Below are 24,551 nucleotides of genomic sequence, written 5' to 3'. Positions count from 1 at the left end.
ATGACCAGCATCGACGTCCAAGCCCTCACCAAGGAGTACGGCACCCGGCGCGCCGTGGACCACCTCACCTTCCGCGTCCTCCCCGGCCGCGTCACCGGCTTCCTCGGCCCCAACGGCGCCGGAAAGTCCACCACCATGCGGCTCGTGCTAGGCCTCGACCGGCCGACCTCGGGCTCCGCCACGATCGGCGGCCGCGCCTACGCCACGCTCCGCGAACCCCTGCGGCAGGTGGGCGCCCTGCTCGACGCGCAGGCGGCCCACGGCTCCCGCACCGGCCGCGACCACGTGCGCACCCTGGCGGCGAGCAACCGCATCCCGGACAGCCGCGTCGACGAGGTGTTGGAGGAGACAGGGCTCGCGTCGGTCGCGCGGCGGCGGGTGAAGACGTACTCCCTGGGCATGCGCCAACGCCTCGGCATCGCCGCCGCCCTGCTGGGCGATCCCGAAGTGGTCATGCTGGACGAGCCCTCGAACGGCCTCGACCCCGAAGGCATCATCTGGATCCGCGAGTTGCTGCGCCGGCTGGCGGGTCAGGGGCGCACGGTCCTGGTCTCCAGCCACCTCATGAACGAGACCGCGTCCTTCGCCGACCACCTCGTGGTCCTCGGCAAGGGGCGCCTGCTGGCGGACACGCCGATGCGGGAGTTCATCCACGCGCGCGTGCAGCCGAGCGTACGGATCCGTACGACGGACCCCACCGCGCTCAAGAGCGTCCTCGCCGGGCACGGTCACGACGCCGAGGAGCACCCCGACGGGTACTGGACCGTGCACCACGCGCGCGTGGAGGACATCGGCCGTCTCGCCTCCGCCGCGGGCGTGCCGATCCTCGAACTGGCCTCCCAGGAGGCCACGTTGGAGCAGGCGTACCTCGATCTGACCGCCGCCGAGACCGAGTTCACCGCCCAGCCGTCCGTGACGCAGCCGCAGGAGGCCTGAGATGACGTTCGCACCCGCGCTCCACTCCGAGTGGCTGAAGATCCGCACGCTGCGCTCGCTGTGCGGGGCGCTGTTCGCGCTGTTCGCCGCGACCACGGCGTTCTCCGCCATCGCGGGCGTCTCCGAGACGTCCGACCCCGAGTTCGATCCGCTGTACATGGCGCTGTCCGGTGCCGTTCCCGGTCAGATCGCCGCCGTCGCCTTCGGCGCCATGGCCGTGTCGTCGGAGTTCCACGGGGGTGGACTCCGGCTGTCGCTCGCCGCTGTTCCGCAGCGCGGACGGTGGTACGTGGCCAAGCTGGCGGCCATCGCCGCACCCGCCCTGGTCGTCGGCCTGGTGACCTCCCTCGCCGCGCTTGTCGCGGCCCGGGCGGGACTCGATGACGCGGCGAGCGGCCTCAGCGTGGGCGAGCAGGCGCGTGGTGTCGTGGGCTGCGGGATCTATCTCACCCTCATGGCGTTGCTCGCGGCCGGCCTCGCGGCACTGCTGCGCAGCGGGGTGGCCACGCTGTCCATCCTGATCCCGTTCCTCCTGGTCGTCTCGTTCGTGGTCGGGGACGCGGTCGGCGGTCTCACCGACTTCCTGCCCGACAAGGCGGGACAGGTGGTTCTGTACGAGTCGCACGACGGGACGCTCGGTCCGTGGGCGGGGCTCGCGGTGACCGCGCTGTGGACGGTGGCGGCCCTGGCGGCGGGGGCGTGGAGCGTGCGCTGCCGGGACGCATGAGCGCGATGTCGGGGGCCTGCTGACCCCCCGCCAATTGTCAGTCCGTGCGGGTTTACTGGATCTCATGAACATCGCGCGGCACATCGCCCTCATCGACGAGCTGTGCTTCCGCCCTTTTCCCGCGGAGCACGGCCCGTCGGACGTCGGCATCGGGGGACCCGGTTACCACGTCGCCGCGTTAGAGGGCAGCCATGGGCTGCGGGGCGGAGACCCCGCGGAACGAGCGGTCGTGGTGGACCAGTACGAGAAGTACCGGGACGCCCTCTACGAACGCCTCGCATCACGCTGGGGTCACACGGACCCCTGGAACCTGCAAACGGTCCTCCTGCGCACCGAGATGGAGGAGATACCCCAGCCGTGGGCCATGCTCAGCGCACGCGCACGCGTGGCCTACCTCTGGGAGGCGGAGGGGACCGGCCGCTGGGTGGCCGTAACCGTCGCCGACCGGGACGAGACGGACGAGGTCCAACTCCTGGCCGTCGTCACGGAGACCGACCCGGTGTGACCCGTCAGGCCTCCGCCGCCACCCGCAACCGCGCGAACTCCTCCGCCATCGTCTGCGCGGTCCAGTGGGCGTTGAGCCCGCTCGGATTGGGCAGCACCCACACGCGCGTGTCCCCGATCGTCCCCTCCTGCGGCCCCACCTGGGCCTTGCGGTCGTCGAAGGCGGCCCGGTAGGCGGTGATGCCCACCACGGCCAGCCAGCGCGGACGCAGCCGCGCCACTTTCGAGGCGAGCACCCGCCCGCCCTCCCGGTACTCCTCCGCGCTCAGCTCGTCGGCCCGCGCGCTCGCCCGCGCCACGACGTTGGTGATGCCGAGCCCGTACGAGAGCAACTCCCGCTGCTCCGACGGCTTCATGAGCCTCGGCGTGAACCCGGACAGATGCAGCACCGGCCAGAACCGGTTGCCGGGACGGGCGAAGTGATGGCCCGTCGCGGCCGTCATCAGACCCGGATTGATACCGCAGAACAGCACGCGGAGACCGTCCGCGGCCACGTCCGGCACGAGACGGTCGCGGGCGGCCTCCAACTCCTGCGGGGTGAAGCGCGTCAGAGGATCGCTCCGGGGGTGTAGCCCGCGGCCTCGGGGTGCTGCTTCACGATCTCCTCGATCCGGCCGACGACCGAGGTGACCTGGTCGGCCGCGGCGCCCGTGAAGGACAGCTTGTCGGCCATCAGCACGTCCAGCTGGGCGCGGTCGAGCGGGATGCGCTCGTCGGCGGCCAGCTTGTCGAGGAGCTCGTTGCGCTCGGCGCCCTGCTCACGCATCGCGAGCGCGGAGGCGACGGCGTTCTCCTTGATCGCCTCGTGCGCCAGCTCACGCCCGACGCCCGCGCGCACGGCGCCCATCAGCACCTTGGTGGTGGCGAGGAACGGCAGGTAGCGGTCCAGCTCGCGGGCCACGACCGCCGGGAACGCGCCGAACTCGTCGAGCACCGTCAGGAACGTCTCCAGCAGGCCGTCCAGGGCGAAGAACGCATCGGGAAGGGCCACCCGGCGCACCACCGAGCACGACACGTCGCCCTCGTTCCACTGGTCACCGGCCAGCTCGCCGGTCATCGAGGCATAGCCACGCAGGATGACCATGAGGCCGTTGACGCGCTCGCAGGAGCGGGTGTTCATCTTGTGCGGCATCGCGGAGGAGCCGACCTGGCCGGGCTTGAAGCCCTCGGTCACCAGCTCGTGGCCCGCCATCAGCCGGATCGTCTTCGCCAGCGAGGACGGCGCCGCCGCCAGCTGCACCAGCGCGGTCACGACCTCGTAGTCCAGCGAGCGCGGGTAGACCTGGCCGACGGAGGTGAATGCCTGCGAGAAGCCGAGGTGCCGCGCGATCCGGCCCTCCAGATCGGCCAGCTTCGCGGCGTCCCCGCCGAGCAGGTCCAGCATGTCCTGAGCCGTGCCGACCGGGCCCTTGATGCCGCGCAGCGGGTAGCGGGCGAGGAGCTCCTCGACCCTGCCGTACGCCACGAGCAGCTCGTCGGCCGCGGTGGCGAAGCGCTTGCCGAGGGTGGTGGCCTGCGCGGCGACGTTGTGGGAGCGGCCGGCCATGACCAGCTCGCCGTACTCGCCCGCGAGCTTCCCGAGCCGGGCCAGCACGGCCACCGCACGGTCGCGCATCAGCTGCAGGGAGAGCCGGATCTGCAGCTGTTCGACGTTCTCCGTCAGGTCGCGGGAGGTCATGCCCTTGTGGACGTGCTCGTGCCCGGCGAGGTCGTTGAACTCCTCGATCCGCGCCTTCACATCGTGCCGCGTGACCTTCTCGCGCTCGGCGATGGACGCCAGGTCGACCTGGTCGAGGACACGCTCGTAGTCGGAGATCGCCGCGTCCGGCACCTCGATCCCGAGGTCCTTCTGGGCCCGCAGGACGGCGAGCCAGAGTTGCCGCTCCAGCTTCACCTTCTGCTCGGGCGACCAGAGCGTGGCGAGCTCGGCGGAGGCGTAGCGTCCGGCGAGGACGTTCGGGATGCGGGGCTTGGCGGGAGCGGAAGTCACGTGTACGGATTCTACTGGCGGTTTGTGCAGGCCAGCGCCGCGGGTGTCTTCGTCGGAACCTACAAGAGGCCCACGCGAGCCCCACGGGAGACCGACGGGAGGCCTAGGACAGGCCTACGCGAGTGTCTCCGCGAGCTCCGCCAGCACCTCCGCATGGCACAGCTCGGGCGCACACCAGCAGGCCAGCGCTTTCCCGCGCAACGAAGGCACCAGGTCCAGCAGCTCCGGCCGCTCCAGCAGATACGCCCGGTACTTCGCCATGACCTCCGCCCGCGTCCCGTCGCGCCTCTTCGCCGGGGTGTCGTAGGCGAAGGGGTTGTACAGCGGGTGCCGGGGCAGGTCCCAGCCGCCCATCGTCCAGCGCCGGCCGACGTAGACGAGGTCCTCGGGGGCGTGCTCCAGCCGAGGGCCGTACTGGTGGAGTCGGCCCCTGACATTGACCACCCGCGTCGCCGTCATGACGGATTACACCGTCGGTCCTTCGTACGGCAGCAGCTCCGGCCGCTTCGGCGACAGGCCGTCGCCCGACGAGCGGCCGGTCAGGCGTCGGCCGATCCAGGGCAGCAGGTGCTGCCGGGCGAACCGGACGTCCGCGACCCGGCGAGCGACCCAGCCGGGCGGCGGCGTGAGGGGCGGCGGCGTGCGCCACTCGGTGTCCTCGGGCTCGTAGCCCAGGCCCTGCCACACCGCCTCCGCGACGCGCCGGTGGCCCTCGGCCGTCAGATGCAGCCGGTCCACGTCCCAGAGCCGGGGATCGCCGAGCGAGGGCGCTCCGTACAGATCGACGACCACCGCCCCGTGCCGCTCGGCCAGCTCGTCGACGCAGGCGAACAGCTCCTCCATGCGCGGCCGGAAGCGCTCCAGGACCGGACCCTGGCGGCCCGGGCTGCGCATCAGCACCAGTTGCTTGCAGGACGGTGCGAGCCGCTCGACGGCCTCCGTCAGCAGCCCGCGCACCCGGCCCATGTCGCACTTGGGACGGAGCGTGTCGTTGAGCCCGCCCACGAGCGTGATCACATCGGCTTCCAGGGACGCCGCCACCTCGACCTGCTCGGCGACGATCTGCCCGATCAGCTTGCCGCGCACCGCGAGGTTCGCGTACCGGAAGCCGGGGGAGTGGGCCGCCATCCGCCCGGCTAGCAGGTCGGCCCAGCCCCGGTAGGTGCCGTCCGGCAGCAGGTCCGACATGCCCTCGGTGAAGGAGTCGCCGACCGCGACCAGGCTGGTGTGAGTGGGATTCGTCTGCATGGCGACAGAGATGGTAACCCGGTTCCATACCCCCCGGTCGGTCGGCCCGGAGGTCTCCCACGCGGCTCACGCCCGCTGCGCGAACAGCTCCCGCAGCACGTCCTCCATGGTCACCAGACCCGTCAACCGCCCGTCCGCGCACAGCACGGCCGCCACATGCGTGCGGCTGCCGCGCATCGCCGTGAGCACGTCGTCCAGCGGTGTGCTCTCCCGCACCCGGGCGATCGGCCGCATGTCCTTCAACCGGAACGGCAGGTCCCGCGGGGTCTGGTCCAGCGCGTCCTTGACGTGCAGATAGCCGATGATGCGGCGCCCCTCGTCCACCACGGGGAAGCGGGAGTAGCCGGACTCCGCCGACAGCGCCTCCAACTGCTCGGGCGTGACGCCCAGAGTCACGTACGCCACCCGGTCCAGCGGAAGCACCACGTCCCGCACGGGCCGGCGCCCCAGCTTCAGCGCGTCGTGCAGCCGCTCACGCGCGCGCTCGTCGATCAGGCCCGCCTCGCCGGAGTCCCGCACGATCCGGGCCAGCTCGGCGTCCGAGAAGGTGGCCGCGACTTCGTTCCTGGTCTCGACCCTCAGCAGCTTCAGCAGGGCGTTCGCGAAGGCGTTGATCGTGAAGATCACCGGGCGCAGCGCCCGGGACAGGGCGACCAGCGGCGGGCCGAGCAGCAGCGCACTGCGCACCGGCTCGGCGAGCGCGATGTTCTTCGGCACCATCTCGCCGAGCAGCATGTGCAGATACGTCGCCAGGGTCAGCGCGATCACGAAGGACACCGCGTGGCCCGCACCCTCCGGCACGCCCACCGCGTGGAACACCGGCTGCAGCAGATGCTCGATCGCCGGCTCCGCGACCACACCCAGCACCAGCGTGCACAGGGTGATGCCGAGCTGTGCGGCCGCCATCAGCGCCGAGACGTGCTCCAGACCCCACAGCACGCTCTTCGCGCGCCGGTCGCCCTCGGCCCCTGTTTCGACGTACTGCTCGATCTGGCTGCGGCGCACGGAGATCAGCGCGAACTCGGCGCCCACGAAGAAGGCGTTGACGACGAGGGTCGCCAGACCGATCAGCAACTGGACGGCGGTCACCGGCTCTCTCCCCTCTTGTCGTCAATCGTCTTCTCGTCCCGCGCGTCCCTCTGGCCCTTCTGGTCCCGCGCGTCCCTCTGGCCCTTCTGGTCCCGCGCGTCCCTCTGGCCCTTCTCGTCCCTCTCGTCCTTCTCGTCCTTCTCGTCGTCGAGCGGCGCGCGCAGCAGCAGACGCGCGGCCCTGTGGCCCGACGCGTCCACCACGTCCAGCCTCCAGCCCGAGACCTCGACGCGGTCACCGACGGCGGGTATGCGGCCCAGCTCCGTCGCGACCAGGCCGGCCAGCGTCTCGTACGGCCCCTCGGGCACCCTCAGGCCGACGCGTGCGAGCTGGTCGGTGCGGGCGGAGCCGTCCGCCGAGTACAGGGCGTGGCCGTCGTCGTCACTGCCCGCCGGGGCCAGGTCGGGTGTCTCGTGCGGGTCGTGCTCGTCGCGCACCTCGCCGACGACCTCCTCGACGATGTCCTCCAGCGTGGCCACGCCCGCAGTGCCGCCGTACTCGTCGATGACGACGGCCATCGTGCGCTTGCCGGACAGCCGGTCGAGCAGCCGGTCCACGGTGAGCGACTCCGGGACCAGGAGCGGTTCGCGCATCAACTCGGAGACGGGGACGCGGAGCCGGCGATGGGCGGGCACCGCCAGAACGTCCTTGATGTGCGCGGTACCCACGACCGAGTCGAGGTTGCCGCGGTAGACCGGGAACCGGGACAGCCCCGTCGCCCGGGTCGCGTTCGCCACGTCCTCGCAGGTCGCCTGGGCGTCCAGGGCGATGACCTGCACGCGCGGTGTCATCACGTTCTCGGCGGTCAGGTCGGCGAGGTTCAGGGTCCGTACGAACAGTTCGGCGGTGTCCGCCTCCAGCGCGCCCTCCCGGGCGGAGTGCCGGGCCAACGCCGCCAGCTCCTGCGGCCCGCGCGCGGAGGCCAGCTCCTCGGCGGGCTCCAGGCCGAAGCGGCGCACCGCGTGGTTGGCGGTGTTGTTCAGGTGCGTGATGAAGGGACGGAACGCGGCGCTGAACCAGCGCTGCGCGTTGCCCACGGTCTTGGCGACGGCCAGCGGCGACGAGATCGCCCAGTTCTTGGGCACCAGCTCGCCGACGACCATCAGGAACACCGTCGACAGGGCCGTACCCAGCACCAGCGCGAGGGAGCTCGCCGTCGAGCGGGACACGCCCAGCGACTCCAGCGGGCCGGCGATCAGCGCGGCGATCGAGGGCTCGGCGAGCATGCCGACCACCAGGTTGGTGACCGTGATGCCGAGCTGGGCGCCGGACAGCTGGAAGGTCAGGTTCCGTACGGCCTTCAAGGCCCCGGCGGCACCCCGCTCGCCGCGCTCCACGGCCCGCTCCAGCTCGCCGCGCTCGACGGTGGTCAAGGAGAACTCCGCCGCGACGAAGGCGCCGCAGGCGAGCGAGAGGAGGATGGCCACCAGCAACAACAGCACTTCGGTCATCGGTTCACCCCCTCCCAGGATCGGACAGGGCAGGGAGACGCGCGATGTCGCGTACTGGGAGGCTCGCCCATGGGCGGACGCTCACACCTTTCATGGAGGACCGAGTGGCCCTCCAATGGTAAAGGATCGGCAAAATAGTGCGGTCGGCGGGGCCTGCACCACCCGGCGAGGGGTTTCACCCAGCGCCGCCAGTGCTCCTCGGGAGCGTACCCGGCGGCCCACCACGCGTGGTGGGCCGTCCAGCACGCTGCCCGTTCTACAGGGGCTTGACCCAGCGTCGCCAGTGGTCTTCGCGATGGTAGCCAGCCGCTGCCCAGGTGTGGTGTGCCCGTTCGTTGGCTTCCAGGACCATGGCGTCGACGCGTCGCCCGCCGAGGGCTGCGAAGCGTTGCTCGACGGCTTCCAGGAGGGCGGTGGCGATGCCTTGCCGGCGGTGGTCGGGGTGTACGGCCAGTCGGTAGGCGGAGCATCGCCATCCGTCGAAGCCGGCTATGACGGTTCCGGTGAGGATGCCGTCGCGCTCTGCGAGCAGCAGGGCTTCGGGATCTCGTGTGATGAGTCGGGCCACTCCGTCGTGGTCGTCGCTGATGCTGGTTCCTTCCGCGGCGTCGCGCCAGAACCGCAGCACGGTGTCGATGTCCGAGAGGGTGGCGTGGCGGATATGAAGATCGCTCATGGGGTGAGCCAAGCAGAGCGCTCGCCTGTCGGGCGACCCGTTTCCATGCCTCACCGGACGTGGATCCACAGGCTGATGGCAGACGCGGCCACCATCCGTAGCGTCGACGCAACGGCCCGCGACGGGCCCGTTGGGACACCGACAGACGGAAAGCTGGGCCAGCCCAGCCACGTACCGGCCGGGCCCGACCTGACCTGGGACGAGACCTGGACCGAACTGACCGGCTGGAAGCGCTGGTTGAGCGTCGACGACACCGAGCACCTCTCCTTCACCGACCTGGCGCCCCTGGCCGAGCAGCTCGGCATGCCGCTCCAAGTCCTGGACGGTGACCGCGTCGATGCCATCACCCGGGCCTATGTCGGCGCGTTCGTCGACACGCACCTACGCGGAAGGGACATCCCGCTGCTGGACGGCCCCTCGGCACGCTTCCCGGAAGTGCGATTCCATCGGCCTTAGAGGCCCCAGCAGAATCTCATTCTGACCAGGGCGACAGAGCAAGCTGGTGGAGCTTGAAAAGACGTCGTCCGCGGCCGGCCTCGCTCAGCCCCCCGGTTCCTCCGGTGTCGTGGGCGGCTCGGTGGGCGTCGGTGCGGGCGGGCGGAAGAGGACGGCCCGGGCCACGGGCGGGGCGAACAAGGCGGTGACGGGCGCGGAGAGGGTCAGTACGGAGCGGAAGGCGCGCCCGACGACGGGGTCGCCGGGGTAGTGCTCCTGGACGCGCCGCAGGTACCAGTCGGCGATGCGGTCCGCGGGTCCCCCGGCGACCGCGGTGCCGACCGCGCCCGGCATCTTGCGGTCTGCCCCGGCGGAGATGTCCCACGCCTGCCGGGACGCCGCAAGGAGTGCCCGCTGCACGTGCCGCGTCGTGGGGATCCGGCGCGGATCGGCCAGTGCGTCGCGCAGGGCTACCGCGTTCATCGCGGCGACGGCCATGCCCTGGCCGTAGATCGGGTTGAAGGTGCACAGGGCGTCGCCGGTGGCGAGGAATCCGGCAGGGCGGCGACCAGGCAGGTCGTAGCGGCGGCGGACATTCGCGGTGCGCCGGTGGCCGAACGCCGGCGAGAGCGGTTCGGCCTCGTCCAGCCACCGGTGCAGGAGCGGATGCGGCAGCCTCTTGGCGTATGTCACGAACTCGCCGTCGTCCGTGGGCGGTTCGTCGCCGCGCAGCCCCGAGACGATGACCAGATGGGTGCCGTCTTCCAGCGGCAGAGCGCCGCCGCCGTGGACCTGGTCGGGGCTGGGGTAGACGTAGTAGCCGACGGTGTCGCCGTCCAGGACGCCGCTCCTGCCGCGGTAGACGCGGGAGGCGTACGCGAGCCCGGTGTCGATGGTCTCCTCGTGCGGGTGCTCGGCCCCGATCGCCGTGAGCCACTGCGGGGCCTTCGTGCCGCTGCCGGAGGCGTCGACGACCAGGTCGGCCTCGAGGGACCGGTTCTCCCCGCGTGCGTCGCCGGAGCGGTCCCGCAGCAGCACGCCCCGCACGCGCGAGGCGTCACCGAGGAGCCCGACGACATCGGTCCCCTCCACCACGTTGATCACCGGGTTGGCCAGAACCCGCCGCCGCACCAGCTCCTCGAGCTGCGCACGGGAACCGGTGTAGATGTGCGTCGAAGCGGGCAGCCGCCGTAACCAGCGCCCGGTCTGCCACATCACCATGTCCGACGGCATGCCCACCCGCGGCGCCCCCGCCGCCCGCAGCTCCGCCAGGCAGCCCGGCAGCAGCGACTCCAGGGCCACCTGCCCGCCCTCCAGCAGGACATGCGGATGCCGGCCCTGCGGTACGCCGGGCCGCGGCTTCGTGCCGTCCGGGAACCGGTCGCGCTCGACGAGGGTCACCCGGTCGGCGTGCCCGGCCAGGACGTGGGCCGCGAGGAGCCCCGCGAGGCTTCCGCCCACCACGACCGCATGCCGCCCGCCCCAGCCGCCGCCCACGCCCCAACGGCCCGTTTCTCCGCCAGAGTTCACCGATCCGCCCCCCTGGTCGCACGTCGTGAGAAGGCACCAGTATCCCTGGGCGATCCGTCCACCGCAGATTGTTTCTCGTGAACCGAGCCCCGTTCGGCGCGGCAGTACAACCCTCGGCGGGGATCAGCCGTCTTCTTTCGGACACCGTCTGTCCCAGGGACAGATGCCGATCACCCGTCGAGCGCGCCTGCCATTGCGTGACTCGCCCCGGCGGGAAGTGCCGGGCTTGTCTCTTCACGAGGAGGTACGTGGGATGGCTGCACGTCCTCACGAGTCAGACGGCTTCCCCGCGTGCTCGCGAAGGCACGGGGAGGTGACCGCCGGGAGCAGGCAGTCCGATGGGGAACCCGTCGACGTCACGTGCGAGGTGGTCCTACCGCTGCTGTGCCGTGCCGACCTGTTGTCCCAGCTCCTGCGGATGGGGTGCGTATGCGACCCGCACGAGCGGGAGGTGTAGTGCGTTGCCGAACGAAGCGGCTCTTCGGTGGTCCCGCGGCCCGGCGAACAGGTGCACTCAGCCGCCAGCCCGCCGGCCGCCGGGTGGCGGATGCGGTGTTCAGGCTACGCGCCTGCCGCCGCCCTGCTCGGACTCTTCCCCCTCGTCCGGTAGATGGACATCGTTGACCGCGATGTTGACCTCCACGACCTCAAGGCCGGTCATTCGTTCAACGGCGTTGATGACGTTGGCGCGCACGTCCCTGGCGGTGTCGGCGATGGAAGCGCCGTACTCGACGACCAGGTCCAGGTCCACGGCTGCCTGGCGTTCCCCGACCTCCACGCTCACTCCCTGGGTGATGTCGCTGCCACCACCAGGTACACGTTCTCGCACGGCCCCGAAGGCCCTGGCCATCCCTCCGCCGAGTTTGTGGATCTCAGGGATCTCACGGGCCGCCATGCCCGCGATCTTAGCTACGACCCTGTCCGCCACAGTGACGTCTCCACGCATCCCCGGAGGGACGTCTGGGCCCCTGCGGCCCTGGAGTGTGGTTCCCTTCTGGTTTCGCGATCTCGTCGGTGCGTTGGCGTTGGTGCGATCCGTGGTCTCCGACATGGCAGTCACCTCGCGATACGGAGCAGGTTCACGAACGTTGCTCCCATCCAACGTAACGCAATAGGGCACAACGGATAAAAAGATCTATTACGTCGAAGTGGACCTTCCGGCCCTCGCTGAGTCAGCGGGGTTGCCTCCTTGGCTTCGCCGAGGCCGCCGAGGACGGTGTCGACGCCGAAGCTGTAGGACTCCGACCCGACCTCGGACACGGCTGCCCCGTCCGCTGCGGGCAGCAGCAGCGGTGTGCCGATGAAGCCGGTCCGCAGCTGGTAGTCGGTGATGGCCAGTTTGGCCACGAACTTCCTCCCCACGCGCAAGACGCCCTCGACGGCGGGGACTCCGTGCGGGCCGCGGCGGCCTGCCCGGAGTCGACACCTCCGCGATCAGTGACCGCCACGTCGTGCGACGGGACGCGGTGACCCAGCAGATTCGGGCGGCGGGCGGCACCGCGGAGTACGTGGTCTGCGACCTGGCCGACGCGGCCGGCGTACGCGCCGCCGTGGACCGCGCCGTGCACCTGTACGGCCGGCTCGACATCGCCTTCAACAACGGCGCGACGATCCAGCAGCCCGGCCCGATGCACCAGATGCGGAGGCCGACTTCGACCACGTCCACGACGTGAACCTCAAGGGCGTCTGGCTGGCCATGGTCGCCGAGATCGCCGCCATCCGAACCACCGCCGGGACGGGCGCCATCGTCAACAACTCATCCGTCGGCAGCCTGATGGGCAACCCCGAGCTGCCCGCCTACGGCGCGATGAAACGGGCGGTCAACAGCCTCACCGAGTCGGCCGCCGTCACCTACGGCCCGGAAGGCATCCGCGTCAACGCCATCGCCCCCGGCCATACACCGACCGAGATGATACGCACTTGGGAGAAGGGATCCCCCCGTCTGCGAGAGCGACTCACGGCGCACACCCCGCTGCGCCGCGCGGCCGACCCGCAGGAGATCGCGCAGGCCGCCGCCTGGCTCCTCAGCGACCGCTCCTCCTACGTGACCGGCACGGTCCTACGGGTCGACGGCGCCGCGCGGGCCTGAGCCGGGGATGTCTCACCTGCCACCCAGAGCGCTCCGCTGCCTGCCGCGGGCCGGCGTGACTCTCTCGGCCGCACCAGCCGGCGGGTTGTGCCGGCGTGCTTGCGCCCTGCTCGGTCGATGGAGAGGCCGGCGAACTCGCGGTCCGGGCCGAGCCGCCTACGGCTTGGGCGCGGGTTGCTCCCCCGAGCCCCGGACGATCAGCCGGGTGGGCACGGTGATGGTGCGAGCGCGGGAGCGGTCGCCGTCGAGGCGGGCCAGGGCCGTGGCCGCGGCGCTGCGGCCGAGTTCTTCGGGGTCCTGCGCGACCACGGTCAGGGCCGGTTCCAGTGCCTCGGCGAGCGATACGTCGTCGAAGGCGACGACGGCCACGTCCTTGCGCTTGCCGCGGGCGAGTTCGGCGACGATGCCGAGCGCCATGATGTTGTTGCCGGCGAACAGGGCGGTGGGGGGATCGGCCAGGTCGAGGAGTGCGGAGGTCGCGGCTTCGGCGCCTGGTTGGTCGTGGGCGTTGGCGACGAGCGAGCGGTCGTAGGGGATGTCGGCTTCTTGCAGGGCCGCGCGATATCCGGCGAGGCGTTCGCGGCGGGTGTACAGCTTGACGGGCAGGTCGCCGACGAAGCCGATGCGGCGGTGCCCGTGGGCGATGAGGTGGGCGACGCCGTCCTGGGCCCCGGCGCGGTTGGAGCTGACGATGCTGTCCGTGGGCAGGCCGACTCCTGGCCGGTCGAGGAAGACGATGGGCAGCCCCGCCGTGCGGTGCGACTTGAGGTGGGAGTGGTCGGCGCCGACGGACGGCACCACGATCAGGATGCTGACGCGCCGGGCGAGGAACTTGTCCGTCAGGGCGCGTTCGCGGTCGGGGTCGTCCGCGGAGGAGCCCATGAGCAGGGTCAGTCCGCGTTCGCCGACAGTGTCCTCTATGGCGCGGGCCACGGCTCCGAAGAAGGGGTTGGCGAGGTCGGGGATGACCAGGCCGATGGTGGTGTCCGGGCCGCCGACGCGGATGTTGCGGGCCATGAGGTTGGGCTGGAAGCCCAGCTTGGCCACTGCGGCGAGTACCTGTTCCCGCGTCCGCGCCGAGACGGGTCCGTCCTCGTTGAGGACACGGGAGACCGTCTTCGCGCTGACACCTACTTCTCGGGCTACGTCGGCCAAGGTGGGGCGGCGGCTCGCTGCCATGGAGGAAACCGTCTCCTGAGTGCTCCCGGGTTCCGGCCGCGGCCTCGGCCGGAACATGCGAGAGCGGGGTTGAGCTGTCAAGTGGCCTGTACTCCGGCGGCTTTCGCTGCGGCGGAATCCGCTACGACAGTATCTCCGGCCGCGTCGACGCTGAGCGCGCCGGTCATGATGGCGACGACCTCCGCCATGGAGTAGTCGGAGGGCTTGATCACGGCGGCGCGCCGGCCCAGCCGGTGGACGTGGATCCGGTCGGCGATCTCGAAGACGTGGGGCATGTTGTGGCTGATCAGGACGACCGGCATGCCCTTGTCACGGACCCGGCGGATGAGGTCCAGGACCTGGCCGGACTCCTTGACGCCGAGGGCGGCGGTGGGTTCGTCCATGACGACGACGCTGCGGGCCCAGGCGACGGCGCGGGCGACCGCGACGGCCTGCCGCTGTCCGCCGGAGAGGGTTTCGACCGCCTGGGTCAGCGAGCGCAGACCGATCTTCAGGTCGGCCATGTGCTCGGCGGCCTCCTGGCGCATCCGCTTCTTGTCGAGCATGCGGAAGGTGCTGCCGAGGATGCCGGGGCGGCGCAGTTCACGGCCGAGGAACATGTTCGAGGCGATGTCCATGGAGGCGGCCACAGCAAGGTCCTGGTACACCGTCTCGATGCCGTGGGCGCGGGCGCTCTGGGGTCCGGAGAACGTGATGGGTTCGCCGCCCAGGCGTATCTCTCCCGCGTCGGGAGTCACCGCGCCGGTGAGGGCCTTGATGAGGCTGGTCTTGCCCGCGCCGTTGTCGCCGATGACGGCGAGGACCTCGCCGGGCAGCAGGTCGAAGTCGGCACCGTCGATGGCGGTGACCTGGCCGTACCGCTTGACCAGACCGCGGGCCTGCAGCACGGGCGTGGGGGAGGAGGTGGCAGTCATCGGGCCTTCTTCCGGGAGAGCTGGTCGACGGTCACCGCGAGGATCACCAGGACACCGGTGATCAGCGTCTGGTAGATCGAGGCGACGCCCATCAGTTGCAGACCATTGCGGAACACGCCGACGATGAGGACGCCGATGAACGTGCCCAGGACCGAACCGCGCCCGCCGAAGAGGCTGGTGCCGCCGAGGACCACGGCCGTGATGCTGTCCAGGTTGTCGGTCTGCCCGGCCTGCGGGTCGCCGACTCCGGTGCGGGAGATGAGCAGCAGGGCGGCGATGCCGTAGAGGATGCCGGCCACGGTGTAGACGCCGATGGTCAGGCGGGAGGTGCGGATGCCGTTCAGCCGGGCCGCTTCCGGGCTGTTGCCCAGGGCGTAGACGTGCCGGCCCCAGCCGGTGTTGCTCAGCGCGTACGCGAGGAGGAGGAACAGGGCGATGGTGACCAGCGAGCCGTACGTGATGTCGGTCCTGCCGAGCGGGAAGGTCTGCCCGAGCGCCGTCAGCGGGCCCGGCAGGTTGGTGACGGTCTGCTCCTCGGAGTAGATGTGCGTCAGCGCGAACGCCACGTTGAGCATGCCGAGGGTGACGATGAACGGCGGCAGCGGGATCTTCTGCACCAACGCCCCGTTGAGCAGGCCGAAGCCGCCGCAGACGACCAGGCCCAGCGCGATCGCGGCGAGCGGTGGCAGGGAACCCTCGGCCGCCATCTTGGCGATCACGATGCTGCCGAACGCCATCACCGCACCGCACGACAGGTCGATGCCCGCCGTGAGGATGATCAGGGTCTGCCCGATGGCGAGGGTGCCGACGACCATGACCTGCTGCACGATCAGCGAGAAGTTCCCGCCGGTGAGGAACTGGTCGGTCGAGAGGGAGAAGAAGACGCAGGCCAGGATGAGGGCGACCAGGGGGCCGGTGGTCGGTTGCGTGAGCAGTCTGCGGACCGTGGTCGGTGCCTTGAGTTCGGCGTACGGCGTGGACGGTGGCGTGGACGTGGCGGTCATGCGAGGTCCTTGTCGGAAGACAGAAGTCCTTGTCGGCCCTTGTCGGACGGCAAGAGGACGAGGGGGCGGCCGTCCCCGGTCGGGGAGGAGGGGACGGCCGCCCCGCTGAGGGTTTTAACGGCGGCAGCTACGGCGGCAGTTGGGCGCCGACGGCTCAGCCCCAGCAGTTCTCCAGGCCGTAGGCGGTGTCCTTGGACGTGACACCGTCCTGCGCCTTGTCGCTGATCAGCGTGACGCCGGTGTCGGTGTAACCGGACGCCTTCTTGCCGTCCTTGGCGAACGTCGCGACGGCCTTGACGCCCTCGGCGGCCATCTTCAGCGGGTACTGCTGCGAAGTCGCGGCGATTTTGCCGTCCTTGACGGCCTGGGTGCCCGTGCAGCCGCCGTCGACGGAGACGATCAGCACGTCCTTCTCCCGGCCCTTGGCCTTCAGCGCGGTGTACGCGCCCAGCGCGGCCGGCTCGTTGATGGTGTAGACGACGTTGATGTCGGGCGCTTTCTGCAGGCAGTTCTCCATCGCGGTCTGGCCCTTGGCCTGGTCGCCGCCGGTGTCCTGGGAGCAGGCGATGGAGGAGTCGCCCTCCTTGACGCCGAAGCCCTTCAGGAAACCGTTGTGCCGCTGGACACCGACGGAGACGCCCGGCGCGAGGTCGAGGGTGGCTATCTTCGCCGGCTTGCCCTTCATGGCGGCCTTGGCGTACTCGCCGATCAGCTCGCCCGCCTTGAGGTTGTCGGTGGCGAAGAGGGCGTCGACCGCGCTCTCCGGGTCGGTCGGGGTGTCGAGGGCGATGACCAGGACGCTCTTGGCCTTGGCCTTCTCGAGGGCCGGCACGATCGCCTTGGAGTCGCTCGGCGTGATCAGGATGCCCTTCACCCCGGCGGCGACCATGTTCTCGATGGCGGTGACCTGACCGGCGTTGTCCCCGTCGAACTTGCCCGCCGCGGTGGACAGTTCGACACCGTTCTCCTTGGCGGCCTTCTCCGCGCCCTCCTTCATCTTGACGAAGAACGGGTTGGTGTCGGTCTTGGTGATCAGACCGACCTTGACGCTGCCCGATCCGGTGCTCGCGGTGCCCGATTCGGATCCGGATCCACAGGCGGTCAGGGTGAGGGCCGCGATGCCCGTGCAAGCGGCGGCTCTGAGCAAGGAGGAGGGCAGACGAGAGGTGCGTGACATGAACGACTCCTGCGGGATTGCGGGCGAGCGGCCGGCATCGGGGCATGCCGTCCCGAGGTGTCATCGTTGACTTATGTCATCGTTGACACCGCTTGGCCAGGATGATGGACTCCGCTTCCAGGCAACGTCAATGCCTTGCACCTGTCACAAATCGGCAACGCCCTTGGCCGTCGCCCGCCCGAAGCGGTTCAGCGGCTGCCCGAGACGTGCCCGTTCCGCCGGCGCGTTCCAAGAGAAGAGCAGCCCATGACCCTGCCTCAGATCACCGTCCTGGGAGAGTGCGTCGCCGACGCGTTCACCGAACCCGCGAGTGCCCGGAACGAACTCGCCCTGCGGGTGCTGCCGGGCGGCGGGCCCGCCAACACGGCGGTGGCCCTGGCCCGGCTGGGAACCCCGGCCCGCTTTCTCGCACGGCTGTCCGGCGACGTGTTCGGCCGCCTCTTCCGGGCCCACCTGGAGGCATCCGGGGTGGACCTGTCGCACGCCGTGGAGGCCGCCGAGCCCAGCACGCTGGCCGTGGCCGAGCTGGACAATCAGGGCCAGGCCACGTTCTCCTTCCACGCGCAGGCCACCGCCGACTGGCAGTGGACGAGCGGGGAACTGGCCGGGGTGAACCTGGCCGACACCGCCTGCCTGCACAGCGGGTCGCTGGCCCTGGTCAAGAAGCCCGGGGCGGCGGTGGTGGAGGACTTCCTGGCAGCGGCCGCCTCCCGGGCCACCATCAGCATCGATCCCAATGTCCGCCCGCTCCTGGTGCACCCCGAGGTCTACCGCGCCCGGCTGGCGCACTGGTGCGGTCTCGCGGATGTGCTGCGGCTGAGCGAGGACGACCTGGATCTCCTCCTGCCCGGGACTCCGCCCGAGCAGGCGTGCGACACCTGGCACGCGGCGGGAGCGCGGCTCGTCGTGATCACGCGCGGCGCCGATGGCGCCCTGGCCTCACTCGACGGGGAACGGGTGCGGGTGCCCGCGGTGGCGACGCCGGTCGTCGACACGGTCGGTGCGGGGGACTCCTTCACCGCCGGACTGCTGCACCACCTCGGCACCCACGGTCTCCTCGGCGGCAGGCTGACGGACCTGCGTCCCGGCGATGTCGAGGCAGCTTGTCTGTTCGCCACGCAGGTCGCGGCCCTGACCTGCTCGGTTGCCGGGCCCAACCCGCCATGGCAGGACCAGTTGGCGCAGTTCGCGACGGACAAGGCCGTCGTCCGGCACCTCGACTCCACCCACTGACAAGGACACGAAACCGTGAAGAAGACCCTGCTCGCCGAGTTCACCGCCCGAGAGGGAGCGGAGGACGAGGTCGCCCGCCTGATCCGGGACTACGCCCTGAAGGTGCGCGAAGAGGAAGGCAACCTGGCCTTCGACGTCTACACCAAGGCGTCCGACCCCCGCGCCTACTGGATCTTCGAGGTCTACCGGGACGAGGACGCCTTCAAGGCACACCTGAACGCCCCGTACGGCGCCCCGTTCAACGCCGCCCTCACCCCGCTGATCGAGGAGGACGCCTCCGTACTGACCTTCCTCGACCCGCTGGCCACGCATCCGTGACGTGCCTTGAGCACCGGCGGCGGAACGGCCCACCGCGGGTGGGCCCTCACCGGCCCCGCAACTCCGCGACGACCGGCGCGAACGCCTCCATGTACGGCTCCAGGACGGTCAGATACGAGAAGCCGTACCGCTCGCGCTGCGCCAGCACCTTCGCGGTGATCTGCTCCAGGGTGCCGGCCAGTACGAGGGGCAGCTCCAGGGCCTGTTGCACGGTCAGGTCCGGCACCCGCTCCACCAGGGGCCGGACGGTCGCCTCGGGGTCGTCGGTGATCGCCACCAGCTGGATGAGGAGGTTCAGTTCCGCCGGCTCCGCGCGCCCCTTCGCCAGGTCCTGGTACCTGGCCACACGCTCGTCGAGTTCCTCGGGCGTGATCGGCAGCAGCCTGCCCGCGGTGTCTCCCGGCACCGGGCGGGCGCCGGTGAAGGCCGCGATGTCGGCGTGCTCGGCGGTGAGGCGCAGCATGCGGTCGCCGTTGCCGCCGACCATCAGCGGAACCTTCCGCACCGGCTGTGGTTGGTGCTCCGGGGAGCCGAGCAGCCGCCCCAACTCCTCGATCGTTCGCCGCAGATGGTCCACCCGCTCACCCGGCGAGCCGTACGGCAGCCCGGCCGTGTCGTGCTCCGCCTGTACGTATCCGGTTCCCAGGCCCAGCTCCAGCCGCCCGCCGGTGAGCGCGTCCGTCGTGGCGACCTCGCGGGCCAGCAGTGCCGGGTTCCAGAACCGGGCGTTGAGCACGAACGTGCCCAGCCGCGGCCGCTCGGTCGCCTCCGCCGCCGCGACCAGCGCGGGGAACGGCGCGACCATGCCGAGATGGTCGGGGACCAGGATCACGTCGTAGCCGAGTTCCTCGGCACGCCGGCATTTGGCGCGCCATTCCTCGGCCGGGGCAGGGACGATCATGCTGGCACCGAAGCGGAACGGACGTGACATGAACTCTCCTCAGCGGCAGGCGACTTGAGTACTACCGTCGCGATTCCATCACTCGTGCGCGATGGCCGCCAGCACATTCATGCGGGATGCACGCAACGCGGGCAGCAGCGCCGCCACGACGCCCACCACCGCCGAGCCGACGACGACCGCGACGATCGTGCCCCAGGGGATCGCCAGCGCGTCCATGCCCTGCAGCGCCAGCACCTGCTGGGTGCACACCCCCCACACCAGCCCCAGCGCGAGCCCCAGCACCGCGCCGAACACCGCGATCACCACGGACTCCAGTCGGATCATCCGGCGCAACTGACGCCGGGCGAGCCCGATGGCCCGCAACAGCCCGATCTCCCGGGTCCGTTCCACGACCGACAGGGCAAGGGTGTTGACCACGCCGAGCACCGCGATGACGATCGCCAGCCCGAGCAGCGCGTACACCAGGTAGAGCAGTACGGCGATCTGGTCGTGGACCAGCTCCTTGTAGTCGTCCAGGTCGCGCACCTGCACCTGCGGATACGGGTCGAGCGTCCGCTCCAGGTTCGCGCGCAGGTCGCCGGCGCTCGTGCCGGAGGAGGCGTTCACGTACACCGCGGAGTCCTGCCCGCCCGGTGCGAACCTCTCCAGCGTGGCCAGGCCGAAGTACAGCCCGCCCTGCATCCCGAAGCCCTCCGACTGCTGGTCGGCGAGGGCACCCACCGTCAGTTCGGTGGTACGTCCCCCTTGGAACTCGACGGGGATCCTGCTGCCGACCCGCACGCCGTGGTCCCGCGCGAAGTCCTGGTTCATGGCGAGTCCGCCGTCCGCGAGCGCCGCCGCGGTGTTCCCCGCCGTGTACGAGATGTTGGCGACCTCGTCGAGCTGCGGGTCGTACCCCACGGCGCTCGTCTCGACGCGGTCGCCGTCCGGCAGCCGTACGGCGACCGGGGTGAACCGTGACCGGACGACGAGCCCGACGCCCTCGGTGTCCCGGATCTCGTCCGTGACCTCCTGCGGGAACGGCTGGAAGTTGGCGTTCTGCACCACGAAGTCGGCGCCCAGCGTCTTGTCGATCTGCTGGTCGAAGGACTCGGTCATCGAGGCGCTCGCCACCGACATCCCGCCGACCAGGGCCAGCCCCACCATCAGCGCGGCCGCGGTGGCGCCGGTACGGCGGGGATTGCGCAGGGCGTTGCGCTGGCTCATCCGGCCGATCGACCCGAACAGCGCCGGGAAGGCCCCGCCGAGCACCCGGATCACCGGCCGCACCAGCAGCGGGCCCGCGATCACGGTGGCGAGCAGCGTCAGGACGATGCCGAGGACCAGCAGGGACGCCGCCGAACCGGTCTCCGACGACACCACGCATCCCGTGAGCGCGGCCGCGCCCGCCGCCCCGACGCCGCCGCCCACGATCGCGCGGACTTTCAGCGGCCGCCCGATCCCGGCGACCTCGGCGTCCGCGAGGGCCGCCATCGGGGAGACGCCCGCCGCGCGCCGGGCCGGGAGGTAGGCGGCGACGAAGGTGACGCCGACACCGACGACGTACGCCGCCACGGGCGTGCCCCAGCCGATGACCATCTCGGAGGACTTGATGTTCATGCCCAGCGTGTTCATGAGCGCGATCAGCCCGGCGGCCAGGCCGACGCCCGTGGCCAGGCCCACCGTGGAGCCGACCAGGCCGAGCAGCATCGCCTCGGTGAGGACCGAGCGGCGGACCTGGCGCCGGTCGGCGCCCAGCGCGCGCAGCAGGCCCAGCTCGCGGGTGCGCTGGGCGATCAGCATCGAGAAGGTGTTGACGATCAGGAACACGCCCACCAGGACGGCGATCCCGGCGAATCCGAGCATCACGTACTTGATGACGTCGAGGAATCCGCCCAGCTCGTCGACGTCCGACTGCGCCTGCTCGTCGGCGGTCCGGTACTCGTACGTGTCCGCACCGAGCGCGGCGGCCACGCTCTGCTTCACCCGCGCGTCGCTCACGCCCTCCTCGGCGTCGACCGAGATGCTGGTGGCCGCCCGCGCGTCGCCCAGCAGCTTCGTCTGCGCGGTCGGCGGATCGAGGAAGAGCAGCGCGGCGCCGGGGTTGGTCGTGGTGAAGGTGGCGATGCCGACGACCTCGACCTTGAACGAGCCCGGCGGCGCGATGACCGTGAGGGTGTCGCCGATGCGCACGTCGCTTCGGCCGGCGGTCTCCGCGTCGAGCATCGCCTGGCCGGCCCCGCGCGGGGCGTGGCCGGAGGTGAGTTCGACGGGGCTGCGCTCGTCGGGGTTCCAGTCGGTGCCGATCGTGGGGGCGCCGGTGGTCGGGCTGACGGACTCGTTCTTCTCGTCGACTACGGTGATGTTCTCGATCTCGGCGTCCGGGCGCGCGGCGGCGACCCCGTCGACCAGGGCCACCCGGTCCGCGAGCGCGGCAGGCACGGTGGCCGTCCTACCGGACGGCACCGCCTCGTCGAGGGTCTCCCTGGGGCTGACGGTGACGTCGGGCGCGGTCGTGGCGAAGAGCCGGTCGAAGGTCCGGCTGAGCGTGTCCGAGAAGATCAGGCTGCCCGAGACGAACGCCACGGACAGCACGACGGCCAGCGCGGAGAGCAGCAGCCGTCCCTTGTGCGCGAGAAAGCTCCTCAGCGTCGCCTTCAGCACGGTCTCAGTCCTTGTCGCGCCGGGGGCCGTCTGTGGGGATCGCACCGGGCGGGGGACCGTCGCCGCCGAACGGGGCACGGGTCACGTCGAACCCGGGGGTCTGGGCGTTTCCGCCAGTAAAGAGGCGCATGCGCTCCAGGACCGCCTCCGCCGTAGGCCGCTCCATCTCGTCGACGATCCGCCCGTCCCCGAGGAAGAGCACCAGGTCGGAGTGGGCGGCGGCGCCCGGGTCGTGGGTCACCATGACGACGGTCTGCCCGAGCCGGTCCACGGCGTCGCGCAGGAACCCGAGAACTTCCAGGCCCGCCCGCGAGTCGAGGTTGCCGGTCGGCTCGTCCGCGAAGATCAGCTCGGGCCGGGAGGCGAGCGCCCGGGCACAGGCGACCCGCTGCTGCTGGCCGCCGGAGAGCTGCGAGGGCCGGTGCTTCAGCCGGTCCCGCAGCCCGAGCGTGTCGATGACCTGGTCCAGCCACTTCTCGTCGGGCTTCTTGCCCGCGATGTCCATGGGCAGGGTGATGTTCTCGGCCGCGTTCAGCGTCGGAATGAGGTTGAACGACTGGAACATGAACCCGATCCGGTCCCGGCGCAGCCGGGTCAGCTCGCGATCCTTCAGCCCCGTGATCTCGGTGTCGCCGAGCCACACCTGTCCGGCCGAGACGGTGTCGAGCCCCGCCAGACAGTGCATCATCGTGGACTTCCCGGAGCCGGACGGCCCCATCACGGCCGTGAACCGGCCGCGCGCGATGTCCACGTCGACCGAGTCCAGGGCCAGCACCGTCGTCTCGCCCGAGCCGTACGCCTTGGTCAGGCCGCGGGCGCGGGCCGCGATCCCGTCGGCGGACGCCCGGCCCGGCACGTACTGAGCAGCAGGGGTGGACAAGGTTGCCTCCTCGCTCCTGGACGTACGACTTCTCCGTCCCGGCCGAGGGTAATGTGATCCGGACCACACTCGGTATCCCTCTTGGGTCCCGGGGTGTCTCCATCGCAGGTCGGGCCCCTGAGACCCGTGTAAGGGGCACGCTCCACCCGGGGGTCGACCTCTTGCCTGTGCTAGCAATTCCGCGCTAGCTTCTAGGTATGGCGAAGACCCAGCTGAACGTGCGCGTGGACGAGGACACCGCCCGCGTCGCCCGCGAACGTGCCCTGGCCCGCGGCATGAGCGTCAACCGCTACATCGAGGAGCTGGTCAGACAGGACACGGGGGAGGTCGGCCACACGTTCGTGGAGGCCGCCGCCGACTTCATGAAGCAGTACGAGAAGGTATTCGCCGACGAGGTCGGCGAAGGTCGCCGCTGATCCGTTGAGCAACATCAAAATCGACCTTGCCTGGCTCTTGATGCTCGCCGAACAGAGGACCCCCGGAGACCCCCAGGTCACCGACTGGGGCGCCCTCGTCGCCGCCGTCGCGCGCCACCAGGCCGAGATATTCGACGCGCCCGTCTACGACACCCCCCACGCGCGTGCCGCCGCGCTGCTCCAACTCCTCATCCACGTCCCCGCGTTGGAGCGTTCCAACGCTCTGTTCGCGTCGGCCGTCGCCTACGCCTACCTGGTCGCCAGCGGACTCAAGGTCGCCACCTCGCCGGAGCAGGTCCGTGACCTCGCCCGGCTGGTCAAGAGCGGTGACGCCTCGGTGCACGACATCGCGCGCGAACTCCGCCAGTGGAGCTTGTGATCAGCCGAGTTCGTGATCACCCGAGTTCGTGACCGGCCGGAGTACGTGATCAGCGCTCCTTGAGCGCGGGCCGCCACGCGGTGCCCAGAACGCAGTACGACGTGGGCAGTCTCGGTCCGTTCTCCGGCATCACCATCCGCCGATAGGGGCCGAGTTCGAACCCGGCCTCCCGCAGTGCGGCGACCGGGTCCCGGGCCAGATGGCAGCCGCCGTTCAGCGGCGGCCACACCGTGCGGTCCAGCGCGCGCTGGGTGAAGGTCATCACCCGGCCGCCACCCCTGCCGTGCTCGAAGAACCGCACCTCGCCACCGGGCCGCAGCACCCGCCGTACCTCCCCGAGGGCGCGTGGCACGTCCCGCACACTGCACAGGACCAGGGAGATCACCGCCGCGTCGAAGGCCTCACTTTTGACCGGCAGCGCCTCCGCCGCACCCGGCGCCACGTCGACGGGCACCCCGGAGCGCAGGGCGGACTCGACGGCCAGCTGCCGCAGTGTGCGCTCCGGTTCGATCGCCACGATCTCCGAGACCGTACGAGGGTAGTGGCCGAAGTTCAGGCCGTTGCCCGCGCCGATCTCGATCACCCGCCCGGACAGCCCGGCGAGCAGCCGCTCGCGGACCCCGGCCATACCCATCCTGGTCTCGGCGTTGACGCTGACCCGGGCGTAGTAGCGGGCGAACAGCGGGTGGTGCACGGGATCCGGTGACACCTTGCCGGATCCGGCGGACCGTAGCGGCATGGCTACCTCCCTCGCAGGACGGGCGCTACCGCGATTGTCCCCCGGACGGGCCGGTCGCACCCCCGTCGCGGCGACGGTCGTCCGCCCGGTGTT

Annotated in this window: 26 protein-coding genes and 2 pseudogenes; 9 read left to right on the top strand and 19 right to left on the bottom strand. The window is 70.8% G+C overall.

What is annotated here, in order from left to right:
* The 3 genes from Q4V64_RS07395 to Q4V64_RS07385 all read left to right on the top strand — a co-directional run bounded on the left by Q4V64_RS07395 (position 1) and on the right by Q4V64_RS07385 (position 2,168).
* Positions 1–936, top strand: coding sequence for an ABC transporter ATP-binding protein (locus Q4V64_RS07395; RefSeq protein ID WP_124444134.1), 936 nt, complete (start codon positions 1–3; stop codon positions 934–936).
* Between the two features lies 1 nt (position 937).
* Positions 938–1,663: an ABC transporter permease gene (locus Q4V64_RS07390; protein ID WP_124444135.1), complete on the top strand. Its 726-nt coding sequence runs from the start codon at positions 938–940 to the stop codon at positions 1,661–1,663.
* Between the two features lie 64 nt (positions 1,664–1,727).
* Positions 1,728–2,168: a hypothetical protein gene (locus Q4V64_RS07385; protein ID WP_124444136.1), complete on the top strand. Its 441-nt coding sequence runs from the start codon at positions 1,728–1,730 to the stop codon at positions 2,166–2,168.
* 4 nt (positions 2,169–2,172) lie between these two features.
* Here the strand turns inward: Q4V64_RS07385 and mug are convergent, their stop codons facing one another.
* The 8 genes and pseudogenes from mug to Q4V64_RS07350 all read right to left on the bottom strand — a co-directional run bounded on the left by mug (position 2,173) and on the right by Q4V64_RS07350 (position 8,621).
* The gene (gene mug / locus Q4V64_RS07380; protein ID WP_124444137.1) at positions 2,173–2,718 is read right to left on the bottom strand and encodes a G/U mismatch-specific DNA glycosylase; all 546 of its coding nucleotides are present in this window, start codon (positions 2,716–2,718) and stop codon (positions 2,173–2,175) included.
* A complete protein-coding gene (gene purB / locus Q4V64_RS07375; RefSeq protein ID WP_124444138.1) occupies positions 2,715–4,157 on the bottom strand; it encodes an adenylosuccinate lyase in 1,443 nt (480 codons plus the stop codon). Before purB ends, mug begins: the two co-directional genes overlap by 4 nt.
* Positions 4,158–4,271: 114 nt before the next feature.
* On the bottom strand, positions 4,272–4,616 hold the full coding sequence (locus Q4V64_RS07370; protein WP_124444139.1) for a DUF4326 domain-containing protein: 345 nt from the start codon (positions 4,614–4,616) through the stop codon (positions 4,272–4,274).
* Between the two features lie 6 nt (positions 4,617–4,622).
* The gene (locus Q4V64_RS07365; protein ID WP_124444140.1) at positions 4,623–5,405 is read right to left on the bottom strand and encodes an SGNH/GDSL hydrolase family protein; all 783 of its coding nucleotides are present in this window, start codon (positions 5,403–5,405) and stop codon (positions 4,623–4,625) included.
* Positions 5,406–5,471: 66 nt separating this feature from the next.
* Positions 5,472–6,494, bottom strand: coding sequence for a hemolysin family protein (locus Q4V64_RS07360; protein WP_124444141.1), 1,023 nt, complete (start codon positions 6,492–6,494; stop codon positions 5,472–5,474).
* Positions 6,491–7,945: a hemolysin family protein gene (locus tag Q4V64_RS07355; protein WP_124444142.1), complete on the bottom strand. Its 1,455-nt coding sequence runs from the start codon at positions 7,943–7,945 to the stop codon at positions 6,491–6,493. Before Q4V64_RS07355 ends, Q4V64_RS07360 begins: the two co-directional genes overlap by 4 nt.
* Positions 7,946–8,109: 164 nt before the next feature.
* Positions 8,110–8,184 (bottom strand): annotated as a pseudogene (locus tag Q4V64_RS54805) (GNAT family N-acetyltransferase); the annotation flags it as partial.
* 17 nt (positions 8,185–8,201) lie between these two features.
* Complete coding sequence (locus Q4V64_RS07350; RefSeq protein WP_124444143.1) at positions 8,202–8,621, bottom strand: GNAT family N-acetyltransferase; 420 nt, start codon at positions 8,619–8,621, stop codon at positions 8,202–8,204.
* A gap of 75 nt (positions 8,622–8,696) precedes the next feature.
* Between Q4V64_RS07350 and Q4V64_RS07345 the strand changes: the two genes are divergently transcribed.
* Positions 8,697–9,077: a hypothetical protein gene (locus Q4V64_RS07345; protein WP_124444144.1), complete on the top strand. Its 381-nt coding sequence runs from the start codon at positions 8,697–8,699 to the stop codon at positions 9,075–9,077.
* 84 nt (positions 9,078–9,161) lie between these two features.
* Here Q4V64_RS07345 and Q4V64_RS07340 read toward each other — a convergent pair whose 3' ends face one another.
* The 3 genes from Q4V64_RS07340 to Q4V64_RS07330 all read right to left on the bottom strand — a co-directional run bounded on the left by Q4V64_RS07340 (position 9,162) and on the right by Q4V64_RS07330 (position 11,933).
* Positions 9,162–10,517: an FAD-dependent monooxygenase gene (locus Q4V64_RS07340; protein WP_124444162.1), complete on the bottom strand. Its 1,356-nt coding sequence runs from the start codon at positions 10,515–10,517 to the stop codon at positions 9,162–9,164.
* Between the two features lie 625 nt (positions 10,518–11,142).
* The gene (locus Q4V64_RS07335) at positions 11,143–11,637 is read right to left on the bottom strand and encodes an Asp23/Gls24 family envelope stress response protein (RefSeq protein ID WP_124444145.1); all 495 of its coding nucleotides are present in this window, start codon (positions 11,635–11,637) and stop codon (positions 11,143–11,145) included.
* A gap of 5 nt (positions 11,638–11,642) precedes the next feature.
* A complete protein-coding gene (locus Q4V64_RS07330; RefSeq protein ID WP_124444146.1) occupies positions 11,643–11,933 on the bottom strand; it encodes a hypothetical protein in 291 nt (96 codons plus the stop codon).
* 116 nt (positions 11,934–12,049) lie between these two features.
* On the opposite strand from Q4V64_RS07330, the pseudogene Q4V64_RS07320 reads away from it, so the two are divergent.
* A pseudogene (locus Q4V64_RS07320) lies at positions 12,050–12,675 on the top strand (SDR family oxidoreductase); the annotation flags it as partial.
* A 156-nt stretch (positions 12,676–12,831) separates the two neighbouring features.
* Here Q4V64_RS07320 and Q4V64_RS07315 read toward each other — a convergent pair.
* The 4 genes from Q4V64_RS07315 to Q4V64_RS07300 form a co-directional block, all read right to left on the bottom strand.
* Positions 12,832–13,854 carry a LacI family DNA-binding transcriptional regulator gene (locus tag Q4V64_RS07315; RefSeq protein ID WP_124444147.1) on the bottom strand — a complete coding sequence of 341 codons (1,023 nt, stop codon included), beginning with the start codon at positions 13,852–13,854 and terminating at the stop codon, positions 12,832–12,834.
* 77 nt (positions 13,855–13,931) lie between these two features.
* A complete protein-coding gene (locus tag Q4V64_RS07310) occupies positions 13,932–14,768 on the bottom strand; it encodes an ATP-binding cassette domain-containing protein (RefSeq protein WP_124444148.1) in 837 nt (278 codons plus the stop codon).
* Positions 14,765–15,772: an ABC transporter permease gene (locus tag Q4V64_RS07305; protein WP_124444149.1), complete on the bottom strand. Its 1,008-nt coding sequence runs from the start codon at positions 15,770–15,772 to the stop codon at positions 14,765–14,767. The genes Q4V64_RS07310 and Q4V64_RS07305 overlap by 4 nt, the downstream gene beginning before the upstream one ends.
* Before the next feature lie 154 nt (positions 15,773–15,926).
* Positions 15,927–16,949, bottom strand: a complete 1,023-nt coding sequence (locus tag Q4V64_RS07300; protein WP_124444150.1) for a sugar ABC transporter substrate-binding protein — start codon at positions 16,947–16,949, stop codon at positions 15,927–15,929.
* Positions 16,950–17,195: 246 nt separating this feature from the next.
* On the opposite strand from Q4V64_RS07300, the gene Q4V64_RS07295 reads away from it, so the two are divergent.
* Both Q4V64_RS07295 and Q4V64_RS07290 read left to right on the top strand, forming a co-directional pair.
* Positions 17,196–18,182 carry a carbohydrate kinase gene (locus Q4V64_RS07295; RefSeq protein WP_124444151.1) on the top strand — a complete coding sequence of 329 codons (987 nt, stop codon included), beginning with the start codon at positions 17,196–17,198 and terminating at the stop codon, positions 18,180–18,182.
* A gap of 15 nt (positions 18,183–18,197) precedes the next feature.
* Complete coding sequence (locus Q4V64_RS07290) at positions 18,198–18,500, top strand: putative quinol monooxygenase (protein ID WP_124444152.1); 303 nt, start codon at positions 18,198–18,200, stop codon at positions 18,498–18,500.
* Positions 18,501–18,546: 46 nt separating this feature from the next.
* Here the strand turns inward: Q4V64_RS07290 and Q4V64_RS07285 are convergent, their stop codons facing one another.
* From Q4V64_RS07285 to Q4V64_RS07275, 3 genes are read right to left on the bottom strand one after another with little or no spacing between them, the layout of a single operon-like run.
* A complete protein-coding gene (locus tag Q4V64_RS07285) occupies positions 18,547–19,431 on the bottom strand; it encodes an LLM class F420-dependent oxidoreductase (protein WP_124444153.1) in 885 nt (294 codons plus the stop codon).
* Positions 19,432–19,479: 48 nt separating this feature from the next.
* The gene (locus Q4V64_RS07280) at positions 19,480–22,044 is read right to left on the bottom strand and encodes an FtsX-like permease family protein (RefSeq protein WP_124444154.1); all 2,565 of its coding nucleotides are present in this window, start codon (positions 22,042–22,044) and stop codon (positions 19,480–19,482) included.
* 4 nt (positions 22,045–22,048) lie between these two features.
* The gene (locus Q4V64_RS07275) at positions 22,049–22,924 is read right to left on the bottom strand and encodes an ABC transporter ATP-binding protein (protein ID WP_253267333.1); all 876 of its coding nucleotides are present in this window, start codon (positions 22,922–22,924) and stop codon (positions 22,049–22,051) included.
* A gap of 197 nt (positions 22,925–23,121) precedes the next feature.
* Between Q4V64_RS07275 and Q4V64_RS07270 the strand changes: the two genes are divergently transcribed.
* Both Q4V64_RS07270 and Q4V64_RS07265 read left to right on the top strand, forming a co-directional pair.
* Complete coding sequence (locus Q4V64_RS07270; protein WP_124444155.1) at positions 23,122–23,340, top strand: antitoxin; 219 nt, start codon at positions 23,122–23,124, stop codon at positions 23,338–23,340.
* A 4-nt stretch (positions 23,341–23,344) separates the two neighbouring features.
* Positions 23,345–23,719, top strand: coding sequence for a fic family toxin-antitoxin system, toxin component (locus tag Q4V64_RS07265; protein ID WP_124444156.1), 375 nt, complete (start codon positions 23,345–23,347; stop codon positions 23,717–23,719).
* Positions 23,720–23,768: 49 nt separating this feature from the next.
* Here Q4V64_RS07265 and Q4V64_RS07260 read toward each other — a convergent pair whose 3' ends face one another.
* Complete coding sequence (locus Q4V64_RS07260; RefSeq protein WP_303709224.1) at positions 23,769–24,458, bottom strand: class I SAM-dependent methyltransferase; 690 nt, start codon at positions 24,456–24,458, stop codon at positions 23,769–23,771.
* Between the last annotated feature and the right edge of the window lie 93 nt (positions 24,459–24,551).

It is taken from the genome of Streptomyces sp. NL15-2K (assembly GCF_030551255.1).
In the GTDB taxonomy this organism is placed as follows: Bacteria; Actinomycetota; Actinomycetes; order Streptomycetales; family Streptomycetaceae; genus Streptomyces.
This window is presented reverse-complemented; position numbering and strand designations above follow the sequence as displayed.

What these genes read in the sequence shown, in the direction of transcription:
- Q4V64_RS07270 (WP_124444155.1), top strand. Translation starts at nt 23,122, where the DNA reads ATGGCGAAGACCCAGCTGAACGTGCGCGTGGACGAGGACACCGCCCGC.
- Q4V64_RS07310 (WP_124444148.1), bottom strand. Translation starts at nt 14,768, where the DNA reads ATGACTGCCACCTCCTCCCCCACGCCCGTGCTGCAGGCCCGCGGTCTG.
- Q4V64_RS07295 (WP_124444151.1), top strand. Translation starts at nt 17,196, where the DNA reads ATGACCCTGCCTCAGATCACCGTCCTGGGAGAGTGCGTCGCCGACGCG.
- Q4V64_RS07390 (WP_124444135.1), top strand. Translation starts at nt 938, where the DNA reads ATGACGTTCGCACCCGCGCTCCACTCCGAGTGGCTGAAGATCCGCACG.
- Q4V64_RS07285 (WP_124444153.1), bottom strand. Translation starts at nt 19,431, where the DNA reads ATGTCACGTCCGTTCCGCTTCGGTGCCAGCATGATCGTCCCTGCCCCG.
- Q4V64_RS07370 (WP_124444139.1), bottom strand. Translation starts at nt 4,616, where the DNA reads ATGACGGCGACGCGGGTGGTCAATGTCAGGGGCCGACTCCACCAGTAC.
- Q4V64_RS07355 (WP_124444142.1), bottom strand. Translation starts at nt 7,945, where the DNA reads ATGACCGAAGTGCTGTTGTTGCTGGTGGCCATCCTCCTCTCGCTCGCC.
- Q4V64_RS07385 (WP_124444136.1), top strand. Translation starts at nt 1,728, where the DNA reads ATGAACATCGCGCGGCACATCGCCCTCATCGACGAGCTGTGCTTCCGC.
- Q4V64_RS07395 (WP_124444134.1), top strand. Translation starts at nt 1, where the DNA reads ATGACCAGCATCGACGTCCAAGCCCTCACCAAGGAGTACGGCACCCGG.
- Q4V64_RS07300 (WP_124444150.1), bottom strand. Translation starts at nt 16,949, where the DNA reads ATGTCACGCACCTCTCGTCTGCCCTCCTCCTTGCTCAGAGCCGCCGCT.
- Q4V64_RS07345 (WP_124444144.1), top strand. Translation starts at nt 8,697, where the DNA reads ATGGCAGACGCGGCCACCATCCGTAGCGTCGACGCAACGGCCCGCGAC.
- Q4V64_RS07365 (WP_124444140.1), bottom strand. Translation starts at nt 5,405, where the DNA reads ATGCAGACGAATCCCACTCACACCAGCCTGGTCGCGGTCGGCGACTCC.
- Q4V64_RS07315 (WP_124444147.1), bottom strand. Translation starts at nt 13,854, where the DNA reads ATGGCAGCGAGCCGCCGCCCCACCTTGGCCGACGTAGCCCGAGAAGTA.
- Q4V64_RS07260 (WP_303709224.1), bottom strand. Translation starts at nt 24,458, where the DNA reads ATGCCGCTACGGTCCGCCGGATCCGGCAAGGTGTCACCGGATCCCGTG.
- Q4V64_RS07350 (WP_124444143.1), bottom strand. Translation starts at nt 8,621, where the DNA reads ATGAGCGATCTTCATATCCGCCACGCCACCCTCTCGGACATCGACACC.
- Q4V64_RS07335 (WP_124444145.1), bottom strand. Translation starts at nt 11,637, where the DNA reads ATGTCGGAGACCACGGATCGCACCAACGCCAACGCACCGACGAGATCG.
- Q4V64_RS07305 (WP_124444149.1), bottom strand. Translation starts at nt 15,772, where the DNA reads ATGACCGCCACGTCCACGCCACCGTCCACGCCGTACGCCGAACTCAAG.